Origin of the sequence: Bacillus amyloliquefaciens DSM 7 = ATCC 23350, from assembly GCF_000196735.1 — a bacterium.
GTDB classification, from domain to species: domain Bacteria; phylum Bacillota; class Bacilli; order Bacillales; family Bacillaceae; genus Bacillus; species Bacillus amyloliquefaciens.
In genome coordinates this window covers 1735107-1757904 of the sequence record NC_014551.1, presented here as the reverse complement: position 1 = coordinate 1757904, position 22798 = coordinate 1735107, and the positions used below count along the sequence as shown (strand labels likewise).

Here is a 22798-nt window from a genome sequence, read left to right as displayed (position 1 = left end):
TAAAATAAAAAAAGAAAGTGCAGATTACACCGTCTTTAATGATTCCTTTTTTTCTTTTGCTTGAGAAGAGATATTTAACAGCGCTAAGAATACTGATACAATGCCGCAAAAAGCGGATAAAATAAAAATCAGCCAGCCCGCATTTGACATCAGCGCAGCAAATATTGGCGGTCCCGCCGCTACTCCGATAAACCGCATGCTGTTATAAAATGAGGTGATGGTTCCCGATTCTTCGTTGTTTACACCTTCTGTGATGACAGCGTCTAAAGCCGGTAATGCCATTCCGATTCCGATACCGCTGACACACAAGAAGATAAATAATAAATAAAAACTGTGATTCCACCACAGGCCGATAAATGACAGTGTCACGGCACTCATTCCGAAAACGATGCAAAACTTCATTTTGCCTTGGTCTTTCCCGATTTTTCTGCCTGATATATATGAACTGACGGATAGAAATAAAAGCGGGATTGCCAAAAGCGCTCCTTTAGCCACACCGTCAATTCCGTATTTCTTCTCCAGCGAGTCTGATAAATAAAACAGAACCCCGAACAGCAAAAACATAATCACGCAGCCGATAATAAACACCGTAAAGAGCCAGCGTCCGTCACGCTTAAATATGCGGCCCACATTTTTCACAAATTCAGAAATAGAAGGCGCTTCTTTTTGTTCCTCCGGCTTTGCCACCAAAAACAAAACGAGAAAAAAACTGATGAGCGAAAAAAACGGAATGAACCAAAATGGCATAAACCAAAACCAAGCGGCCAAGAGCGACCCGATAATCGGGCTTAATACTTTCCCGGCGGTGTTAGACGTCTCAATGTCGCCGAGCCCCGCGGTAATCCGCTCATCATCCCCCTTGAACAAATCACCGATAAACGGCATCACCACAGGAGCCGCCCCTGCCGAACCGATTCCCTGAAGCACCCGTCCCGCCAAGATAATGGGATATGGATGCTTGAACGCGGTGGAAGCTATTGCGGCAAGCGCACCGCCCGCACCGGCTATGAGAAGACAAGGCAGAAGAACCTTTTTTCTTCCGAATTTATCGGACAGATATCCGGCAATCGGAATACAAATAATCGCCACAATCGAATAGACCGTTATAATTAACGATACTTGAAAAGACGATATGGACAGCTTCTTTTCAATCATCGGAAGCACTGGAATCAGCATGGAATTCCCGAGTGTCATGACGAGCGGTACAGAAGCCAAAGCAATGATATTTTTCGTTCCATTTTTCTTCTTACTCAACTTATTCACCCATTCACTATACTTGGTTGTTTCCTGTTTTATTGTGCCTTGCGGCAAACAAAGTATGTACGAACGGCGCAAATAAAAAAACAGACACATGACGCGTCTGTTTTAAAAACGTTTTCTTACAACATGAAAGCGGAACTTATCAGCGCGGAAATAATTTAATGAATATAATACAGGTTCATCATGCTGATTATAGTGGGTTTGTTTCAATAATAAAAGCGACGTCTCCGGCTCACATTCCAAAACGGGTGAAATCGTATCGTGATATCCGATCGGTTCAATATCAGCAACGGCATAGCTGATCACCGATCCCGAGTTTTTTTCCAAGAGATCAAAAATGGACTCCTGTTCATGACAGAAAGAATTCGGCAGAATGTCCATCGGAATCGTATCTAAACAGTAAACGACCGGAGTGCCGCTTGCCGTTCTCACGCGCTCCAAATAAAAAAGCTCCTGCTCAGGCTCAAGCCGGAATCTTGCAATATCTTCATCAGACGGTGTAATGACCTGGGACGACAAAAAAATCGTACCCGGCACCATGTTCGCTTGCTGAATCATTTTCGTCACGCTGTTGAGCTGTTCAATACCTGAAAGAAACAGCGGTTTTGTATGGACGAAAGTGCCCACACCGTGCCTTCTGATAATCACATGCTCCTCTTCAAGGATACGTAAAGCTTCACGCAGAGTCGCCCGGCTGACACCCATCGATTTTGAAAGCTCAAATTCAGAAGGAAGCTTTTCCTTTTCGGTGTAAATTCCGTTTTTTATATCCTCTTTGATTCGCTCAATCACTTTTAAATACAAGTGACGATTGTCAGCTTTTGTAGACATGTTTCCCCTCCGTAAACCACTTTCTTAAATTATTGAACAATTGGGACAACTATATCATGTTTTGATAAAAAAATAAACAGGGATGATTTTGACAGTATTATTTTAAGTGAAAGCCCTCTTCTTTTTAAGAAGAGAGCTCATCGTATTGTTCTTTTGATAATAGTACTTCCCTCGGTTTGCTTCCTTCATACGGCCCGACGACGCCCCGCTCCTCCATTGCGTCAATCAGACGGGCAGCCCTCGTGTAACCGATTCTGAACCGTCTTTGAAGCATAGAGACAGAAGCCGTCTGCATGCCGATAATCAAATCGACCGCTTCATCATACAGATCATCCGTTACTTCACTGTGTGTTTCCGCAGTTTCTTCCGGAATCATTTCTTCTTGATACTGCGCTTTTTGCTGTGTGATGACATGATCTACGACATGCTCAACCTCTTCATCCGATAAGAATGCCCCCTGCACCCGAACCGGCTTATTCGCGCCTACGGGCAGAAACAGCATATCTCCGCGCCCCAGAAGCTTTTCAGCGCCGCCCATGTCTAAAATCGTCCGTGAATCGGTCTGAGATGAGACACTGAAGGCGATTCTCGACGGGATGTTGGCTTTAATCACTCCGGTAATGACGTCGACTGAAGGCCGCTGTGTCGCGATAATCAAATGAATGCCTGCCGCCCGTGCCATCTGGGAAAGTCTCGTAATCGAATCTTCCACGTCGGAAGAAGCGACCATCATCAGATCGGCAAGCTCGTCAACGATCACGACGATGTACGGCAGCTCAGGCTGCTTTACTTCTTCTGAGGCATTTGACCGCTTGATATGATCATTATAGCCTTCTATATTTCTCGTGCCCGTATGGGAGAACAGCTCATAGCGGCGCTCCATCTCATTGACGACCTTTTTCAAAGCCTGTGAGGCCTTTTTCGGATCTGTCACGACCGGCGCAAGCAGATGAGGAATGCCGTTATATACATTCAGCTCAACCATTTTCGGGTCAATCATCATCATTTTCACTTCATGCGGTTTGGCTCTCATCAGGATGCTCGTAATAATTCCGTTGACACATACGCTTTTCCCGCTTCCCGTTGCTCCCGCTACAAGCAGGTGGGGCATTTTGTTCAGTTCGGCAAGCACGGCTTCTCCGGAAATATTTCGCCCCAAGCCGATCAGAAGCTTCGCATCCGGCTTGTCGTTGAGCTTGGATTCAAGCACTTCTTTTAAGGAAACCATCGCAACTTCAGCATTCGGCACCTCGATGCCGATTGCTGATTTGCCCGGAATCGGCGCTTCTATCCGGATATCTTTCGCGGCCAGCGCGAGCGCGAGGTCATCGCTCAGATTGACGATTTTGCTGACTTTGACCCCGACGTCCGGATATACTTCATATTTTGTGACGGCCGGACCGAGATGAACCTGCGTCACTTTCGCCTTTACGCCGAAGCTTTGAAAGGTGCGCTCGAGTTTTCTTGCATTCTCGTAAATGTTTTTCTTATCTGTCTGCTGGCCGGTATGTTTCGGGTCAGCCAGTATGTCCAAGGAAGGCATTTGATAATCCTTATTTTCCAGCTCTGTAAACGTCATCGGCGGAGCCGCGGGCGTTTCGTCACTGTCTTGGACGCCGCCGGAAGGCTCTTCTTGTGCCGCTTGTGCCGTCTCCTGCGTCTTTTCAGGAATCAGCGGCTCGTCGCGCTGCTCCTCACGATCTGAAAAGCTTGAAATAATCGGCTCTGAATGGATGATCGGCGAAATGATTTCCTCATCCTCTTCCTCCGGTTCAGGCTCTTCTTTTTTCTTTTGAACACGTTTTTTTGTTTTCGTTTTCGGCGAAGACATATTCGTTCTGACTGTTTTCATATCTTCAAGAAATGCCTGCCATTGCCCGCGGATAAACCCGCCGACGGGGCTCGTCCACTTTTTGAGCGTTTCCTGCAACGAACGGCCCGTTACAAGAATCAGTCCCATTAAGATCAGCACGATCGCCATAATCTGTGAACCCGTTGATGCAAATAAAAAGTGGGCAGCTGCAAACAGTACCGCGCCGATCATACCGCCCCCCAAGTCAGGTGAGGCAGCCTGCTGTTTCATATCGATCATAAACAGCTCCCACGTGTTGCCGATGACACTTGCCGACTGAATCGACCCATGATGGGACAGATTTTTAAAGAGCTGTACGTGAGACAGCAGCAAAATACTGGCGATAATACAGTACAATCCCGCCTTTCTTCTCGTTAAAAGACTCGGACTCTTCTTTTTCCAAAACAGCGAAATTCCCAGAAGGAACAGCGCCAGTAAGCATAAAATAAACCACTCTCCGGCAAAAAAACGGAACAGGTACACAAATGTCTGTCCCACAACGCCGAGCTGCAAAACAGCAATAATCGAGATTGCAACACAGAGCAGTCCGCTTAGCTCGTATTTTATATTGAGCTTACTCTCTTGTTTCTTTTTAGATTTCCGTTTTTTCTTTGCCACACTCATCACCTTACTGCGTTAAAAAATGTAAAACCATACATCATGAAGAAAAGCAGCCTTTTACCGGCTGCATTTTTCTGTAGGATTCCCCTATTATAGCATATTTTGCCCCTGAGAAACGGACTGAATGCCGGTTAGATTTTCAACTTAATTTTTTGTCCCGGAGCGATGTCCGGATTCAGAAAATCCATCGGGTTCGTACTTAGAATCTGTACGACTTCAGCTTCATTTCCCTTCATTTCAACTAACAGCGGCACACCGGCGTAATCTACCTGTTCATGCACGCTTTGTTCTGCTTCATGACCGTAAACGACTTCTTGGGGCATGACGGTATAAAGGATCATTGAATCATCCTTCCTTCCTCGCCCTTTCGTTCCTCAATCAGCTGATTCAGCTTTTTTATCGCCTGTCCGACGCCGCCGACGGCGTCAATTAAGCCGTAATCAGCCGCATCTTTGCCGACTACGTTCGTTCCGATATCCCGGGTAAGGTTTCCTTTTGAAAACATCAGTTCTTTGAATTTTTCTTCGGAAATATTGGAATGATTGGTCACAAAGTTGACGACCCGCTCCTGCATTTTGTCCAAGTATTCAAACGTTTGCGGGACGCCGATAACCAGACCTGTCAGCCGAACGGGGTGAATGGTCATTGTCGCTGTTTCCGCGATAAAGCTATGATCACATGACACGGCAATCGGCACACCTATAGAGTGGCCTCCGCCAAGTACGATTGAGACGGTGGGTTTTGACAAGGATGCGAGCATTTCCGCAATCGCAAGACCTGCTTCCACATCGCCGCCGACGGTGTTTAAAATGATCAGAAGGCCTTCAATTTTCGGATTTTGCTCAATGGCGACGATTTGCGGAATGACGTGTTCATATTTGGTTGTTTTATTTTGCGGCGGGAGCTGGACATGCCCCTCAATTTGGCCGATGATTGTCAGACAGTGAATATTGGTATCCTGAGACATTTGCGGCAGAGATGTCTCTCCCAGCTGCTGAATTTTGCTCATAAGGCTGTCTTTCGCATCTGATTTTTCGGGCTGCTGTTCTTCGGTGTTTTCCATACGATGATCCATTTTATTTTTCACCCTTTCCGAATGTCTCTTTGTATTATGAACAAAGATGCGGATTTCCATCCGGAGATGAACAAAAACAAAAGCCGCACCATCATGCGCTCCGGCTTTTGTGTATATTATACTTCCATAATGATCGGAATGATCATCGGCTTGCGTTTTGTTTTTTCATAAAGGAATTGGTTCAGCGCATCGCGCATGGCTTGTTTCAGCGTGGACCATTCCACTGCAGATGTTTCCGTCGCTTCAGTCACGATGGAGCGGACGAGCTCAGTAGCTTGTACAATTAAACCTTCTGATTCTCTGACATATACGAAACCGCGCGTAATGATTTCAGGACCCGATACGAGGTTCTTTTTCTGCTTATCAAGCGTAATCACGACGATGAGAATGCCGTCTTGTGACAGCAGGCGGCGGTCTCTCAGCACGATGTTGCCGATGTCGCCGACACCGAGGCCGTCAATCAGGACATTTCCGTATGTGACCTTATCCCCGATTTTCACATTCTGGCCGCGGAATTCAACGACGTCGCCTTTTTCAATTAAGAAAATGTCGCTGCGTTTCATGCCGATTTCTTCAGCGATTTTGGAATGCGCTTTTTGCATTCTGAATTCACCGTTTACCGGAATTAAATATTTCGGTTTTAGCAAATTAAGCATTAGTTTTAATTCTTCCTGTGAACCGTGGCCGGACACATGCACGCGTTTTTGGGCGAAAATGACTTGAGCGCCGGCGCGGACAAGCTGGTTGACGGTTTTGGAATATACCAATTCATGCCCCGGGATCGGTGTTGATGCAATGACAACGGTATCTCCTTCTTCAATGTTAAGCTGCTTGTGCGCCTGCTTCGCCATCCGCGTAAGAGCGGCTAACGGCTCACCATGGCTTCCTGCCGTAACAATTGCCACTTCGCGCTTCGGATATTTTTTCACATCCTGCACCGGAATAAACAGTTCATCATCGGCTTCAATATAGCCGAGCTTTCGTGCAAGCTGAAGTACGTTTTGCAGATTTTTTCCGGCGATTGCAAGTTTGCGGCCATTCTGTGCGGCAGCCTGAATCACTTGCTGGATCCGGTTGATATTAGACGCGAATACGGCAACGATGACGCGATTTTCTGAAATGTACATCGCATCGGAAATTTCACCGCTTACATCTGCTTCTGACGGAGTGTATCCCGGGCGCTCCGCATTGGCACTGTCAGAAAGCAGGGCAAGCACACCGCTGTTTCCGATTTTAGCGATTTCGCCAATATCACATGATTGGTGATATGCAGGCGTCTGGTCAAATTTGAAGTCTCCCGTGCATACAATAGAGCCAAGTGATGTTTTGAAGCTGACTCCCACTGAATCCGGAATGCTGTGAATCGTTTTAAAGAACGATACTTTTGTTGATTCAAATGTAATGACTGATTTAGAATGAACTTCACGTAAATCAGCTTTTCGATTATGCCCGTACTGCTTGAGTTTTTCTCTCAGCAAAGCAAGCGTAAGCTTCGTTCCGTATACCGGTACCGACAGCTTGTTCAATAAATAAAAGACGCCTCCGATGTTTTCATCGTGTCCGTGTGTCAGAAAGATGGCCTTCACGCGGTCAGCCCGTTCTACTAAGTAGGAAATATCCGGAATGACGACATCAATACCGAGCATTTCATTTTCAGGGTGCATCAGCCCCGCATCTACTACAAATATGTCTGAGTCAATTTCAATGACATATAGGTTCTTCCCAATTTCTCCGACACCGCCAAGGGCGATAATTCTGACGTTTTCTGTATTTTTCTTTTTCAAAATCTGTATCCTCCTAGTCTCATACCCGTCCATCATCACTTGTTCCTATTATAACTGATATCAATTTTAGAAAACAAGAAGAAGCGGAAGGTTTAGGGAAAACCAATATGTAGACAAAACGGTCAAACTCACGATAAAAATGAGAATGACCGCGTATTTTAACTGTATAAATTTTTCTTACAGTTCGCTGATGACGCTGCTCAGGCTCAGACGTTCATCTTCATTCAGCGGGATAAGAGGAAGACGCACAGATCCGACATCAAGTCCCTTCAGCTGAAGCGCCGTTTTGACCGGAGCCGGGTTCGGCGCTTTAAAGAGCTCCTTCATGATCGGCAGAAGCTTCTGATGAATCAGTGCCGCGGTTGCCGTCTGCCCGTTCGTATAGTTTTTAATCATCTGCTGCATGTCAGAACCTACGATATGGCTGGCCACTGACACGACCCCTCTTCCGCCGACTGCAAGAATAGGAAGCGTTAACCCGTCATCACCTGAATAGACATAAAAATCTTCCGGCGTTTCGGCAATGATTTTCGTAATGGCATCAAGATCGCCGCTTGCTTCTTTAATCGCAGAGATATTCGGAATCTCCGCAAGTCTGATGGCCGTTTCCGGCGCAAGTGAAGCGACCGTTCTGCCCGGCACGTTGTAAAGCATAACAGGAAGAGACGTTTCTTCAGCTATCGCCTTAAAATGACGGTACATGCCCTCTTGTGAAGGCTTATTATAATACGGCGTGACAAGCATCACACAATCAACGCCGGCTTCTTCAGCTTTTTTTGTCAGTTTGATGGAGTCTTTCGTATTGTTGCTTCCCGTACCCGCAATAACAGGCACTCGTCCGTTCACTTCTTTGACTGTAAATTCAAAGAGTGCAATTTTTTCTTCCGTTGAAAGTGTCGGAGATTCGCCGGTCGTTCCTGCGACGACTAAAGAATCCGTGCCGTTTTTCAACAAATAGTCGATTAATGTAGACAGTTTTTGAAAGTCTACATTCCCTTTACTGTCAAAGGGGGTAATCATCGCTGTAGATATATTTCCGACATTCATTTTTTTCACCTCATCATGATTCAATCACATTTACTTTGAAAGTTCAAACACTTCATGCAGCGCATTTACGGCTGTTACCATATCTTTTTCATGAACGAGCACCCAGATCGTCGTATGGCTGTCGGCAGATTGCAGAATCGGAATGCCTTTATCCGAAAGTGCTGAGACGATTTTTGACGTCACGCCCGGCACACCCATTATTCCGGCACCGACCACTGACACTTTCGCACAGCTTTCCGTCACTGTCGGCTCATAGCCTAATTCGGCCAAAATGCCGCGCGCGGCTTCCGTTTTACTGCCGGCTACGGTATATACGATTTCACTCGGCGTAATGTTAAAGAAATCCACGCTGATGCCGGCATTCGCCATTGCTTTAAAGACTTCTGTCTGAACATTGTATTGCCCCATTTTGGCTGGAACCTTAAATTGCGTCACATCTTTTACATGGGCGATCCCCGTGATCAGCCGTTCGAACACATCGCTGCCGACCTTGGACGAATGATGAGACGTCACCAAAGTGCCTTTGTCTTTTGAATAAGTGGAGCGCACTCGGATCGGCACCTTTGCCTGCATGGCGATCTCCACCGCGCGCGGATGAATGACTTTCGCTCCTTGATAGGCAAGATTGCAGATTTCCGTATATGTGACATTCGGAAGCGGCTTAGCATTTTCCACGATTCTCGGGTCGGCCGTCATGACGCCTTCCACGTCCGTAAAAATGTCGATAAATTCCGCATCAACCGCAGCGCCGATCGCCGCTGCTGATGTATCGCTTCCTCCTCTGCCGATCGTCGTCGTGTCGCCTTTTTCAGTCGCTCCCTGAAATCCTGCGACAACGACGGCATCATGGCTGGCGAGTGTCTCGAACAGCCGCTCTGTTTTCATTTCTATAATTTTGGCGTCAGTATGCTGGGCGTTTGTTAAAAACCCTGCCTGGGCTCCTGTTAAAGCTGCGGCTTTTATGCCGTTTTCCTTCAGCATGCTGGTAAAAACAACAGACGAAATCGTTTCTCCGCAAGACAAAAGCATATCCTGCTCTCTCGGAGAAATATCGGACTGGCTGCCGTAAAGAAGCCCGATCAAAGAATCTGTCGCGTACGGGTCTCCTTTTCTTCCCATCGCCGATACGACAACGATAACTTTATAACCTTCACTGATGGCATCTTTAATGTGTGCTAACGCAAGCTTGCGGCCTTTGTCATCTTTTACGGATGTTCCGCCGAATTTTTGAACAATGATCTTCACTATTTTCACTCCAAATTAGTCTGACGTAACAGAAGAGAGCAGGCAGAGCCTTACTCTCTTCTGATCGCCTATAGAAAATACGTTTGTTTTATACGAGGTTCAGTTTTTGCAGGCTTTCCGCAATTTGAACTGAGTTCCAAGCGGCGCCTTTTAACAGGTTATCAGAAACAACCCACAAATGAAAACCGTTTGCTCTGTCCAAATCTTTACGGATTCTTCCTACAAATACATCACGTTTACCGACGCAATCAGCAGGCATCGGGTAAAGCTGCTCCGCCGGATCATCCTGAAGCGTAACACCCGGAGCCTCTTTTAAAAGCTGTTTAATGTCTTCAACGGTTGCGTCATCACGGTCAAGCTCAATGTAAACAGATTCTGAGTGGCCTGTTTCAATCGGCAGTCTGACACATGTCGCAGCCACTTCCAGCTTCGGCATATGCATGATTTTTTTCGTTTCATTAATCATTTTCATTTCCTCAAACGTGTAGCCGTTATCTTGGAATTTATCAATTTGCGGAATGGCGTTAAAAGCGATTTGATAGTGCTTTTTGTCCCCTTTAACCGGCATAATGGACGGTTCTATAGGTTCATTGTTTAAAATCGCCTTTGTCTGGCTGTACAGCTCTTTCGCCGCTTCATTGCCGGCCCCGGACACAGCTTGGTAAGTAGATACAATGACTTTTTTCAAACCGTATGCTTTGCGGATCGGTTCAATCGCCGCCACCATCTGAATCGTTGAACAGTTAGGGTTGGCGATAATGCCGTTATGTTGATGCAGATCAGCTTCGTTCACCTCAGGCACTACAAGCGGTGTATTTTCGTCCATACGGAATGCGCTGGTATTGTCAATCACGATGGCTCCCCGTTTTACAGCCTCAGGCGCCAGGCTTTGTGATACGCTCCCGCCGGCGCTGAATAACGCGATATGAACGCCTTCGAAGCTTTCCGGAACAGCTTCCTGCACTGTATATTCTTCGTCTTTAAACGTTACTTTCGTACCAGCAGAACGCTTTGAGGATAGTAGTGTGAGTGTTTCGATTTCAAAGTTTCTGTCTTCCAATGTTTCCAGCATTTGCTGTCCTACGGCTCCCGTCGCTCCGACAACTGCTACGTGTAATCCTCTTCCCATCTGTAAAACTCCTTCCGCCAATTAAGCATCATTTGTTGAATTGACTTTGCATTTTACGTTTTATTTTACCATAGAATAGTCACGGATTGACCGAATTTTTTTATTCCGGAATGATTTTCTCTATCATGATTTTTTATTCTTGATGCTGTACGAGCACCGGCTGAACCTGCTGATGCAAAAGAGCTTTTTCCACCGTAATCGGAAGGAGATCCATTCTGGCGACAAGCGATGTCGGTTTTTTCACATGGTCATCCTGGCCGAACGGGATGAAAAATATATGTTTTGCGGACATCAGCCTCATTAAATTCGTTCCGTTTAAACCAAGGCCGTCATTTGTCGAAATTCCGAGCACGACCGGCCGGCTGTTGCGGATCGTGGCTTTCGCCGCCATAAGGACAGGGCTGTCAGTCATCGCATTTGCGAGCTTGCTCATTGAGTTTCCGGTTAAGGGGGCGATGACCATGCAGTCGAGCGGAAGTTTCGGCCCGAGAGGCTCCGCTTTTACGATGGAATCAATGACCTCAAAACCTGTTGCTTCTTCAATTTTTCTGACCCAATCTTCCCCCTCTCCAAAGCGCGTATCGGTCGATTGGACCGTCGACGTCACAATCGGCCGGACTTCAGCCCCCTGACTGACAAGCGCTTCTATTTGCGGAAAAACCTCTTCATATGTGCAATGAGAGCCGGTTAATCCGAATCCGATTCTTTTCCCTTTCAAAGACATGGCTATCTCCCCTCTTTCTTTAAGTCTGCCAAAAGCTTGCTCAGTACGTTCGCAATAATCTGTCCCGCTGTTTTCGGAGCCACAATCCCCGGAAGCCCCGGAGCAAGCAGCGCTTTAATGCCTTGCTTTTCAGCATATTTGAAATCCGTTCCGCCCGGACGGGATGCTAAATCCAAAATCAAGGTCCTCGGCGTCATACGCGATAAAACCCTTTGATTCAGAATCAGGCTCGGTACGGTGTTAATGCAGATATCGATATCATTTACATGATCAGTAATCTCTTCAATTTGAAAAGGAAAAAGCCCCATTTCCGATATACGGGCCAAATGAGACGAACTCCGCGCTCCCACTTTTACCTTCGCCCCTAACGCTGCAAACGTCCGGGCGATTGTCATACCGGTGCGCCCCATGCCGAGAACGGCGACATTTGACCCGTGAATGGTATAATCCGTATGCTGAATCGCCATCATGATTGTACCTTCGACAGTGGGAATCGAGTTGAATATCGCGATGTCGTCCCGCTCAAATAATTTAACAAGCTTGCGGCCGGCTTCGCTGGCGATGCCCTCGAGGTATGCGTTAGAGATGCCGGAATAAATAACGCAATGCTCCGGTGTCTGCTCGAGATAGCTTTGCTTTAATACCACTTCTTCATTTGAAAAAACCGTGGAAACAACGCCTTCTCCGGTCGTTGCCGATACAGGCAGGATGATACTGTCTATTTTCGGAAATGGAATCTCATCAATTTTGCATTTGACGGTTCCCGTAAAACCGTCATCCAATTGGTCAAACCCTGCAAGATAAATATCGGCATGCTGTTCTGTCAGTTTTCTTATAATCTCAAGCTGTCTTGCGTCACCGCCAATGATCGCAATTGTCAATCCGGTTAACATTTGAAACGTTCACCTTCTTTACAGTTACTGGATCTTATAAGTGTCATCCTCCTCTTCATCGTATGTGCGAAGAGAAAGGGCGGTGAATGTACAGCGTTTTTTTCATAAAAAAAGCACCGGCTGTTTGAGCCGGTGCTTGCGAAAAATGAATACGATCTACTCTTCTGGAGGAGTGATCTCCCCGGGAACATCTAAAATGATCATGTCTGACCCGATTTTTTGAATATGATTCCAGGGAACACGGATGTCGTGGCCTTGTTTTCTCAACCCGAACCATTTTACCGTCGGTATCAACAGCGCGGTAATTTGTCCGTCCTGTTCATTAATTTCCAAATCGGTCTGGCCGAGCACGCCGAGTCGCTCTGCCCGTTTAATGTCTACAATTTCTTTACCTGACAGTTCACTGAGCCTCATGATAGCCACCCCCTTGTACTATATGACCCTGAGCAAAAAAAAATGCCTGCCCCGTACAGAGGCAGACTTCCCGCTTAAGATGAGGCCGGCATATTGCCGGTCGGACTGATGAGCGATAATGCGTAATCATCCGTAAATAAGCGGCGGCTCAGGCCGTTGACGCTCTCCAGGCTGACTGCATTTAATTCAGCGATAATTTCATCCATCGTCTTATGCTTTCCGAGCAGGAGTTCGTTTTTCCCGTTCCGGCTCATTTTGCTGTTTGTGCTTTCTAAGCTGAGCATTAAACTTCCCTTCATTTGCTCTTTGCTGTTTTCCAGTTCTTTCGGGGTAATGCCGTCACGTTTTAGAACCGATAACGTTTCTTGAATGGTTTCAGACAGAAGCCCGAGCTGATTAGCGCCGGTGCCTCCATAAATCGTCAGCATACCGCTGTCTTCATAGGAACTGTGATAGCTGTATACAGAATAGGCCAGTCCTTTATCTTCACGCACATCCTGGAAAAGACGGCTGCTCATGCTTCCGCCCAGCACGTTGTTTAAGACGATTAAATCGTAGATGTCCGGGTCTCCGACTTTCAGGCCTTTAAAACCGAGGCAGAGATGCGCCTGTTCGGTGTCTTTTTTTCTGGTCAGCTTTTCATAATGAAACTCAGGCTGGCTGATACCGCTTGCCTTGCCCTTTGCTTCGTATGTACCGAACCATTTCTCCACGTCTTTAATAAATTGTTCTGTTACATTTCCGGCGACAGAAATGACGACGCGGTCCGGTGTGTAAAAGTTATCCATATGCTGTCTGAGAGAATCACCGTTAAAAGCAGAAAGCGTTTCCTCCGTCCCGAGTATCGGGTAGCCGAGCGAATGATTTCCGTATGTCGCTTTGCTCAGCAGATCGTGGACAATGTCATCCGGCGCGTCTTCATACATCTTAATTTCTTCATATACGACGTTCTTTTCTTTTTTGAGTTCATCTTCATCAAAAGCAGAATGAAAGAACATATCGGCCAGCACGTCAAGTGCGTAGTTTGCATGTTCATCCAGCACTTTGGCGTAATAGCACGTATATTCTTTTGAAGTGAAGGCATTCACTTGACCGCCTATCCGATCGAAGGATTCTGCGATTTCCCGTGCGGATCTCGTATTTGTTCCTTTAAAAAACATATGCTCAAGAAAGTGCGAAATACCGTTTGTATCCGGCGTTTCATGGCGTGATCCCGTTCCGATCCAGACGCCGATTGCCACGGACCGCACCGTTGGATTATTTTCAAGCACAACTCTTACACCGTTTTGGCATGTATAGCGTTTTATCAAGTTTGTTCCTCCTATTCAAAGACAGGCAAACTGCCGCCTGCTACTTCATCAGCCTGTTTTCATCCATTAAGTCAGACACTGAGCCGAGCGCATAGCCTTTTTCTTTGATTTTTGTAATCAGCGTTTCCAGGCTTTTCGCAGTCGGATCAGTCGGATGCATTAAAATCATGGCTCCGTTATGTATTTTGCTCAACACCCTTGTTTGTAAAACAGCCGGAGACGGTTTTTGCCAGTCAATGGTGTCAACGGTCCACATGATGGTGCCCATTCCTTTTTCCGCCGCAAGGTCGACCACGGCTTTTCTGAAGCTGCCGCTTGGCGGCGCAAACCATTTCGGCTTCATGCCGAGCGTCTCGCTGATTTGTGCATTGGTTTTGTCAAGCTGTTCGGAAATGCTTCCTGATGTCAGTTTGCTCATATCAGGGTGATTGTATGAATGATTTCCGATTTCATGTCCGTCTGCCGCTATTTTTTTCCCAAGTTCCTGATTGTTTTTGAGCCATTTTCCTTCAAGAAAGAAAGTTGCTTTGACCTGATGCTGCTTCAGAATAGGCAGCATTTGCTCCACGTATTCATTTCCCCAAGCTACATTTATCAGGAAAGCGACCATCGGCTTGTCGGGATTTCCTTTATAAATGGGTTCGGGCGCAAGAGAATCGAGATGGACTTTCGGTTTTACCTGTTCATAGACAAGGTCATCTTCGTGAAATTCTCCATCCTTTTTCATTTGCTTATAGGATTTTTCCACATTGACCTTTAAACCGTTATAACCAGGTATCGCCTTCCATATTTTATCAATCCTCGCATCTTGCGGCTTCACTTCATACTCCGGCGCTTTTTGGAGCAATTCCTCATAAAGCGGATCTTTTGATGCTGACACAGTCACTGCGTCTTTTTTCATTGCGTCTATGTAATCAACTGTATACGGGTTTTTTAACATCTCAAACGAAACAAAAAAAAGAAATAAAAAAACGGCAAACGGCACGAATTTTTTCAACATGTCCTTCCCCCCTCATCACACATTATGTATGAGGAGGACAAGGTAGAACCCGCTGTTGTCTTTCTCAAAATAAAGAAGCCGGGTCTCCCAGGCTCCTTGTTAGGTTTTCATTTAAGATTGTTGTTGTTCTTGTTCTTTCTCTTCGCGCAGCACTGCTTTACGCGACAGGTTGACTCGTCCCTGTTTGTCGATTTCAGTTACCTTCACAAGGATTTCGTCACCGATTTTCACAACATCCTCAACTTTGCCGACCCGTTCGAGCGCAAGTTCAGAGATGTGAACGAGACCGTCTTTTCCGCTGAAGATTTCAACGAAAGCGCCGAATTTCTCAATCCGCTTGACTTTACCGAGGTAAAGCTGGCCGACTTCGACTTCTCTGACAAGATCTTCGATGATTTTTTTCGCTTTTTGGTTGCTGCTTTCATCAGTAGAAGAAATAAAGATGGTGCCGTCTTGTTCAATGTCAATTTTAACACCGGTATCTTCAATGATTTTGTTGATTTGTTTGCCGCTCGGTCCGATAACGTCACGGATTTTATCCGGATTAATTGTCATCGTTAAGATTTTCGGCGCATATTGAGAAAGTTCTTTTCTTGATTCACCAAGCGTGCTGAGCATGCTGTTCAAGATTTCCATTCTTCCTTTTTTCGCCTGCTGAAGCGCTTCTTCAAGAATTTCTCTTGAAAGGCCTTCAATTTTAATGTCCATTTGCAGCGCTGTCACGCCTTTTTCCGTGCCGGCTACTTTAAAGTCCATGTCACCGAGGGCATCTTCCATCCCTTGAATATCCGTTAATACCGTATAGTACTCGCCTGATTTCACAAGTCCCATCGCGATACCCGCAACAGGCGCTTTAATCGGAACACCGGCGTCCATCATGGCAAGCGTGCTCGCGCAAATGCTGGCCTGTGAAGTGGAACCGTTTGATTCAAGCACTTCAGATACGAGACGAACCGTATACGGGAAGTCTTTTTCATTCGGAATGACCGGCTCAAGCGCACGCTCTCCAAGAGCCCCGTGACCGATCTCACGGCGTCCCGGTCCGCGCATCGGGCCTGTCTCCCCTACGCTGAATTGCGGGAAGTTATAATGATGCATAAACCGTTTTGATTCTTCCACGCCTAAACCGTCAAGAATCTGAACGTCGCCAAGAGCACCTAATGTACAAACACTGAGCGCCTGCGTCTGTCCTCTCGTAAACAGCCCGGAGCCATGCGTTCTCGGCAGAAGGCCGACTTCTGAAGAAAGCGGGCGGATTTGATCGACACCGCGGCCGTCAGGACGGACTTTTTCTTCTGTGATCAAACGGCGCACTTCGTTTTTCACAAGTTTAGACAGTGTCTGTTTCACTTTTTTGATCGTATCTTCATCGTGCTCTTCTTCTTCAAATTTCGCGACGACTGCATCTTTCACTTTATTGATCGCATCTTCACGCGCATGCTTTTCGTGAACCTGAATGGCGCTGAGAAGATCCGGCTCCGCAAGACTTTTTACTTTTTCGCTGAGCTCTGCATCAATTTCATACAGTTCAATTTCGGTTTTTTCTTTGCCGACTGCCGCCACAATTTCTTCTTGGAATGCGATCAGGCGCTTAATTTCTTCGTGGCCGAACATTATCGCCTCAAGCATGATTTCCTCAGGAACTTCATCCGCTCCCGCTTCCACCATGTTGATGGCGTCTTTTGTGCCTGCAACGATGAGGTTGATATCACTTTTTTCAAGCTGGTCAACCGTCGGATTGATGATGAACTGTCCGTCAATGCGGCCTACCGTCACACCCGCAATCGGACCTTCAAACGGAATATCGGAAACGCAAAGAGCAAGTGATGAACCGAACATTGCAGCCATTTCAGATGAGCAGTTCTGATCAACACTCATGACAATACTGATAACCTGTACTTCGTTACGGAATCCGTCGGCGAAAAGCGGACGGATCGGACGGTCGATCAGACGGCTGGCTAATACGGCCTTTTCACTCGGACGGCCTTCTCTTTTAATAAAGCCGCCGGGAATTTTACCTACTGCATATAATCTTTCTTCGTAATTAACGGTAAGCGGGAAAAAATCTAGCGGTTTCGGTTCTTTTGATGCGGTTGCTGTGCTGAGCACTGCGGTATCGCCGTAGCGGACCATAACAGCGCCGTTTGCCTGTTTGGCAAGCTGGCCGGTTTCTACTGTAAGCTGTCTGCCGGCCCAATCTATGGTAAAGACATGTTTCTCTTGTCCCATTCGATTACGAGCTCCTCTCTTAATGTGTGAAATAATCAATTACTCCTATTATGAACGAAATGAATTGAACATATCAATGTCAAAGTAGTATGTAAAAGGATTTCATTGTTTTTTATCATTATTTTTTCGCTTTAATACGATAAAAAAGCGGGAATCCTCCCGCTTTTTACGATTATCGACGTAAGCCTAGTTTATTAATTAACTCACGGTAACGAGTTACGTCTTTATTACGCAGATACGTAAGAAGATTACGACGTTTACCTACCATTTTAAGAAGACCGCGACGTGAGTGGTGATCTTTCTTGTGAGTACGCAAATGCTCGTTCAAGTTGTTAATTGAGTCTGTTAGGATAGCGATCTGAACTTCTGGAGATCCAGTATCAGATTCGTGTGTTTTGAACTCGCTGATGAGTTGGTTTTTACGCTCTTGAGTAATTGCCATCCTGTTTCACCTCCATATCATAATTAGCCCCAGTTACCTAGCAACCGTCGGTGACTTCGGATTGCCAAGCAATGGTTTTAAGACTACGAAACATATGATACTAAAAATCGCGCCCATATGCAAATCTTTTAGAATAAAATTTGTGTACTTTTGATGATTTTTCCGTTATTTGCTGAAAAAACGGATCGCTTCTTGTTTGTCTTTCTCGATCTGGGCCGTCAGTTCATCGATGCCGTTAAACTTCCGTTCGCTGCGGATGCGTTTGTACCACTCGATTTTAACGTCTTCCCCGTATACATCCTGTTGAAAATCAAATAAATGAACTTCAATTGACGGCTGATCGGGACGCTTTTCATAAAAGGTAGGTTTATAGCCGATATTGCAGACGCCTTCATACTTCTCGCCTTTTATTTCGGCTTTCACGGCATAAACGCCTGTCGGCGGCACGATATAACTGTTGTTGAGGCCGATATTCGCCGTCGGAAAGCCGATGGTGCGGCCTCTTTTGTCTCCGTGAATCACAGTGCCCCGGATAAAATACGGCTGGCCGAGGAGAGTGTGTGCCAGCTCAACGTCGCCATCCTGCAGCGCCGACCTGATGTAAGTGGAGCTGATCTTTCTGTCTTGCTCGGTCTGTTTTTCGACAGTCGTGCATTCAGCCTTGCCGTTTAAATCGTCCGGCAGTGTGGCCATCGTGCCTTTTCCGTATTTTCCGTACGTAAAATCAAAGCCGCCCACAGCATGCTGAGCGTTTAATCCTAAAATATAATCCTCGGCAAACTGTTTTGGAGACAAAGCCGCAAACGCTTCATCAAACTTTACGATATACAGCACATCGGCGCCTAAACGTCCGATCTGGCTGATTTTATCTTCAAGCGGCGTAATCAGATCCTTTGGCTCTTTGTCCCTGCCCAAAACATGGGAAGGGTGGGGATGAAACGTCATGACGGCCAGCGACAGGCCTTTTTCTTCGGCAATTTGTCTGGCTGTTCCGATTACTTTCCGGTGCCCTAAATGAACGCCGTCAAAGTAGCCGAGCGCCATGACAGACGCCGGCTGCTCTTCTTTTTGTAAATGATGCGGATGAGAAATATGTATCGTCTTCACAGAACGGTCACCTTTTTTCTTATTGTTCGCTTTTTTGCATCAGCACTTTAGCCGGTTTCAGCAGTCCTTTTTTTGAAGGGTGCGGCATATAAATGGCCACACATTCTCCGGCTTCGGTACAGACCGCTATACGGGCGTCAGCTGTCATTGCAGAAAATTCAGCCGGGATGTCAAACACTGACCCGTTTTCAGCTTTCTTAGCTAATGTATCACTTATGACCCATTTCGGCAAATGATTGAGCGCTCTTTCAATCGGCACCGCATGCTCTGCAACCGTGCCGTCTGAAGCCTGCTGCTCAAGCTCATCAAACGTGAAACACTCATCAAGGCTGAAATCGCCGGAAGCAGTCCGGATAAGATGCGACATATGCGCGGGATAGCCGAGCTTTTCACCGATTGTCACTGCCAATGTTCTGACGTAAGTCCCTTTTGAGCACGTGACTGTGAAGCGGAATGACGCTGTATCATCCGTATAAGTGACAGGTGAAGTGAGGGAGATATCTTCAATCGTGATATTCCGCTTCGGCCGCTCCACTTCAATACCCGCTCGGGCGTATTCATAGAGCTTTTTCCCGTTCACCTTCACCGCGGAATACATCGGCGGCACTTGCTCCTGCGGTCCCTTTAGTTCGTCTAAAACGGCTTTGATGTCCGTTTCATTTATCGGCTCCTTGACAGGTTTTACGCTGACGGTTTCCCCCGTCTGATCTTCAGTCGAGGTGGAGAAGCCGAGAGTGATCTCAGCATCGTACGTTTTTGACTTGTCGGTAACGTACTCAACGATCTTTGTGGCCCGTCCGACACAGATCGGCAGTACGCCTGACACTTCCGGATCAAGTGTGCCCGTATGACCGACTTTCTTTGTTTTTAACAGTTTTCTTATTTTCATTACACAGTCGTGAGAAGTCATGCCGACCGGTTTATGTAAAAGGAGAACTCCGTTAACCATCTGTCTTTCGCTCCTTTGTTATCATTTGTATCCCGTAAAACGCAGAAAAGAGGACAGACGACAACGCCCATCCTCTTTTCCCGTTATTCAGACGGTTTATCTGAATGCAGTTCGTGAATCAATGTTTCAATACGGTTGCCGTATTCAATTGATTCATCAAATTCAAATTCAAGCTCAGGCGTTTTACGGAGTCTGATTCGGCTGCCGATTTCGGAACGGATAAATCCCTTCGCTTTCTCAAGGCCTTTCAGCGCCTCCTCTTTCTTTTTCTCTCCGCCGAGAACGGAGATATACACCTTCGCTATTTGCAAATCACCTGAAACACGTACGTCTGTTACAGTCAGAAATCCGATTCTCGGGTCTTTCAGCTTTCGGCTGATAATATCCCCAAGCTCTTTTTTCATCTGTTCTCCGACACGGTTTGCTCTCATACTCAATTCAATCACCTCTAAGTTAAAACCACTCTGTTCTAGTGATCGTCCGTTCTATTTCGGGAAAGGAGTCAATAAACGCGAGTACGCGCTGAATCTCCTTTTCCGCCTGAACGTGAGAGGAGGAGACGACGGCGATTCCGAAGCTGGTCCGCTGCCAAGTGTCCTGATAGCCGATTTCAGCTGCCGACACGTTGAACTTATTCTGAACCCTCGTCATAATCCGCTTCAGAACGGCTCGTTTCTCCTTTAATGATCCCGCATCGTAAATGATGCATTCACATTCCGCAAATCCGATCACTTTCTTTCGATTTCCTGCATGACATACGCTTCAAGGATGTCACCTTCGCGGATGTCATTGTATTTCTTAATCGTAATACCACATTCATACCCTTGTGAAACTTCTTTCACATCATCTTTGAAGCGTTTCAGAACATCTACTTCCCCTTCGAAGATTACCACGCCGTCACGGATCAAGCGAAGTCCGCTGTCACGTGTAATGTGGCCGTCTGTTACATATCCGCCGGCAATCGTGCCGATTTTCGACACTTTGAATGTTTGGCGCACTTCAACCTGACCGATGACTTTTTCTTCGTATTCAGGATCAAGCATTCCTTTCATCGCCGCTTCAATTTCTTCGATGACTTTGTAAATGATACGGTGAAGACGGATATCTACATTTTCAGCTTCAGCCGTGCTCTTAGCATTTCCGTCTGGGCGCACATTAAACCCGATAACGATTGCATTTGAAGCAGATGCGAGAATGATGTCTGATTCCGTAATCGCACCGACGCCTGTGTGAATGATTTTCACTTTTACGCCTTCTACTTCAATTTTTTGAAGAGCGGCCGTTAACGCTTCGGCAGAACCTTGAACGTCCGCTTTTACGATTAAGTTGATATCTTTGACATCGCCTTGTTTAATTTGCTCAAACAGATCATCAAGGCTCAGCTTCGCTTTGTCGCTGCGCTGTTCTTCCAATTGCTTGGAAGCACGCGCTTCACCGACAGAACGGGCTGTTTTTTCGTCTTTAAAGACGAGGAATTGATCGCCAGCTTGCGGTACGTCATTTAAGCCCGTGATTTCCACAGGTGTGGACGGTCCGGCTGTTTTCACGCGGCGGCCGAGATCATTGACCATGGCCCGCACGCGGCCGAATGTATTTCCGACAACGATCGGATCTCCGACTTGCAATGTTCCCGTTTGAACGAGAAGTGTCGCAACAGATCCTCTTCCTTTATCGAGCTCAGCTTCAATAACCGTTCCTTTTGCCTGACGGTTCGGATTGGCTTTCAGCTCTTCTACTTCACTGACAAGCAGAATCATTTCGACAAGCTCGTCAATTCCCTTACCTGTAAGAGCGGACAGAGGAACGAAAATCGTTTCTCCTCCCCATGCTTCCGGAACGAGTCCGTATTCAGTCAGTTCCTGCATAACACGGTCAGGGTTCGCGCTTTCTTTATCCACTTTATTCACGGCAACGATAATCGGAACCTCAGCCGCTTTCGCATGGTTGATGGCTTCGACTGTTTGCGGCATAACGCCGTCATCAGCCGCTACGACTAAAATGGTAATATCGGTTACTTCCGCTCCGCGTGCGCGCATCGTTGTGAACGCTGCGTGTCCGGGTGTATCAAGGAAAGTGATTTTTTTGCCGTTTTCTTCGATCTGGTAAGCCCCGATATGCTGGGTGATTCCGCCGGCTTCTCCTTCAACAACTTTAGTCTTTCTGATGCTGTCAAGAAGGGTCGTTTTCCCGTGGTCAACGTGGCCCATGATCGTTACGACAGGCGGACGGATTTGAAGATCTTCTTCTTTGTCAGCCTCTTCATATTTTTCAAGCTCAGTTTCTTCAAGCACAATCACTTCTTCTGTTTCTACACCGTATTCAGATGCGATCAGTTCGATTGTGTCTTTGTCAAGCTCCTGGTTAATCGTAGCCATTACGCCCAGAAGCATCAGCTTTTTAATGATTTCAGACGGTTCTTTGCCCAGTTCTTCGGCTAAGGCTCCGACTGTTAAAGAGCCGGAAAACGTAATTTTCTCAGGAAGCTCTTTTTTCGGCTTCAGCGGTTTTTGCTGATGCTGATTTTTGTTGTTATGATTGCGTTTGTTTTTGTTTTTGTTGTTGTTGTTATTCTTCTTGTTTTTGTTAAATTGATTATTCTGCACGTCATTCTTCTTTCCGTCTCGAATTTTGTTTGGTTGATTCCCAGCAGGCTGCTGATTAACCCCTTGCGGCTGCTTGTTTTTGTTCGTTTCCGCAGGCTTTTGAGATTTAACGCCGGCGCCGCCTTTTTTAAATTTCGCATCAAGCTGCTTAATGGTCTTTTCTTCAAGCGTTGCCATATGGTTATTTACTACTATATCCATGTTTTTCAGCGCCGTCAAAATTTCCTTACTTGAAACATTGATGGCTTTTGCATATTCGTATACTCTCATTTTAGCCATTCGT

Annotated in this window: 21 protein-coding genes; all 21 read right to left on the bottom strand. The window is 46.4% G+C overall.

What is annotated here, in order from left to right; all coding sequences use genetic code 11:
- Positions 1-24: 24 nt before the first annotated feature.
- Positions 25-1194: an MFS transporter gene (locus BAMF_RS29415; protein ID WP_088030680.1), complete on the bottom strand. Its 1170-nt coding sequence runs from the start codon at positions 1192-1194 to the stop codon at positions 25-27.
- A 171-nt stretch (positions 1195-1365) separates the two neighbouring features.
- On the bottom strand, positions 1366-2091 hold the full coding sequence (locus BAMF_RS29410) for a GntR family transcriptional regulator (RefSeq protein ID WP_013352307.1): 726 nt from the start codon (positions 2089-2091) through the stop codon (positions 1366-1368).
- A 124-nt stretch (positions 2092-2215) separates the two neighbouring features.
- On the bottom strand, positions 2216-4561 hold the full coding sequence (locus BAMF_RS29405; RefSeq protein WP_013352306.1) for an FtsK/SpoIIIE family DNA translocase: 2346 nt from the start codon (positions 4559-4561) through the stop codon (positions 2216-2218).
- Between the two features lie 134 nt (positions 4562-4695).
- Complete coding sequence (locus BAMF_RS29400) at positions 4696-4905, bottom strand: YlzJ-like family protein (protein ID WP_013352305.1); 210 nt, start codon at positions 4903-4905, stop codon at positions 4696-4698.
- On the bottom strand, positions 4902-5639 hold the full coding sequence (locus BAMF_RS29395; protein ID WP_013352304.1) for a ClpP family protease: 738 nt from the start codon (positions 5637-5639) through the stop codon (positions 4902-4904). The genes BAMF_RS29400 and BAMF_RS29395 overlap by 4 nt, the downstream gene beginning before the upstream one ends.
- A 116-nt stretch (positions 5640-5755) precedes the next feature.
- A complete protein-coding gene (gene rnjB / locus BAMF_RS29390; protein ID WP_014470389.1) occupies positions 5756-7423 on the bottom strand; it encodes a ribonuclease J2 in 1668 nt (555 codons plus the stop codon).
- 177 nt (positions 7424-7600) lie between these two features.
- Entirely contained in the window at positions 7601-8470 is an 870-nt protein-coding gene (gene dapA, locus BAMF_RS29385; protein ID WP_003154166.1) for a 4-hydroxy-tetrahydrodipicolinate synthase, read from the bottom strand.
- A 30-nt stretch (positions 8471-8500) separates the two neighbouring features.
- Positions 8501-9715, bottom strand: a complete 1215-nt coding sequence (gene dapG / locus BAMF_RS29380) for an aspartate kinase (RefSeq protein ID WP_013352302.1) — start codon at positions 9713-9715, stop codon at positions 8501-8503.
- 88 nt (positions 9716-9803) lie between these two features.
- Positions 9804-10844 carry an aspartate-semialdehyde dehydrogenase gene (asd, locus tag BAMF_RS29375; RefSeq protein WP_013352301.1) on the bottom strand — a complete coding sequence of 347 codons (1041 nt, stop codon included), beginning with the start codon at positions 10842-10844 and terminating at the stop codon, positions 9804-9806.
- A gap of 133 nt (positions 10845-10977) precedes the next feature.
- The gene (dpaB, locus tag BAMF_RS29370) at positions 10978-11568 is read right to left on the bottom strand and encodes a dipicolinate synthase subunit B (RefSeq protein WP_013352300.1); all 591 of its coding nucleotides are present in this window, start codon (positions 11566-11568) and stop codon (positions 10978-10980) included.
- A 2-nt stretch (positions 11569-11570) separates the two neighbouring features.
- On the bottom strand, positions 11571-12461 hold the full coding sequence (gene dpaA / locus BAMF_RS29365) for a dipicolinic acid synthetase subunit A (RefSeq protein ID WP_013352299.1): 891 nt from the start codon (positions 12459-12461) through the stop codon (positions 11571-11573).
- A gap of 156 nt (positions 12462-12617) precedes the next feature.
- Positions 12618-12875: a YlmC/YmxH family sporulation protein gene (locus BAMF_RS29360; protein WP_003154176.1), complete on the bottom strand. Its 258-nt coding sequence runs from the start codon at positions 12873-12875 to the stop codon at positions 12618-12620.
- A 74-nt stretch (positions 12876-12949) separates the two neighbouring features.
- On the bottom strand, positions 12950-14185 hold the full coding sequence (locus BAMF_RS29355) for a M16 family metallopeptidase (RefSeq protein WP_013352298.1): 1236 nt from the start codon (positions 14183-14185) through the stop codon (positions 12950-12952).
- Positions 14186-14225: 40 nt separating this feature from the next.
- Entirely contained in the window at positions 14226-15185 is a 960-nt protein-coding gene (locus BAMF_RS29350; RefSeq protein WP_013352297.1) for a polysaccharide deacetylase family protein, read from the bottom strand.
- A 111-nt stretch (positions 15186-15296) separates the two neighbouring features.
- Positions 15297-17414, bottom strand: a complete 2118-nt coding sequence (gene pnp, locus BAMF_RS29345; RefSeq protein WP_013352296.1) for a polyribonucleotide nucleotidyltransferase — start codon at positions 17412-17414, stop codon at positions 15297-15299.
- Positions 17415-17586: 172 nt separating this feature from the next.
- Positions 17587-17856: a 30S ribosomal protein S15 gene (gene rpsO, locus BAMF_RS29340; RefSeq protein WP_003154182.1), complete on the bottom strand. Its 270-nt coding sequence runs from the start codon at positions 17854-17856 to the stop codon at positions 17587-17589.
- Between the two features lie 165 nt (positions 17857-18021).
- Entirely contained in the window at positions 18022-18963 is a 942-nt protein-coding gene (ribF, locus tag BAMF_RS29335) for a bifunctional riboflavin kinase/FAD synthetase (RefSeq protein ID WP_013352295.1), read from the bottom strand.
- Positions 18964-18982: 19 nt separating this feature from the next.
- Positions 18983-19912: a tRNA pseudouridine(55) synthase TruB gene (truB, locus tag BAMF_RS29330; RefSeq protein WP_013352294.1), complete on the bottom strand. Its 930-nt coding sequence runs from the start codon at positions 19910-19912 to the stop codon at positions 18983-18985.
- A gap of 83 nt (positions 19913-19995) precedes the next feature.
- Complete coding sequence (gene rbfA, locus BAMF_RS29325; protein ID WP_003154185.1) at positions 19996-20349, bottom strand: 30S ribosome-binding factor RbfA; 354 nt, start codon at positions 20347-20349, stop codon at positions 19996-19998.
- A gap of 16 nt (positions 20350-20365) precedes the next feature.
- Positions 20366-20644, bottom strand: coding sequence for a DUF503 domain-containing protein (locus tag BAMF_RS29320; protein WP_013352293.1), 279 nt, complete (start codon positions 20642-20644; stop codon positions 20366-20368).
- Positions 20641-22794 carry a translation initiation factor IF-2 gene (gene infB / locus BAMF_RS29315; protein ID WP_013352292.1) on the bottom strand — a complete coding sequence of 718 codons (2154 nt, stop codon included), beginning with the start codon at positions 22792-22794 and terminating at the stop codon, positions 20641-20643. Before infB ends, BAMF_RS29320 begins: the two co-directional genes overlap by 4 nt.
- Positions 22795-22798: the final 4 nt, after the last annotated feature.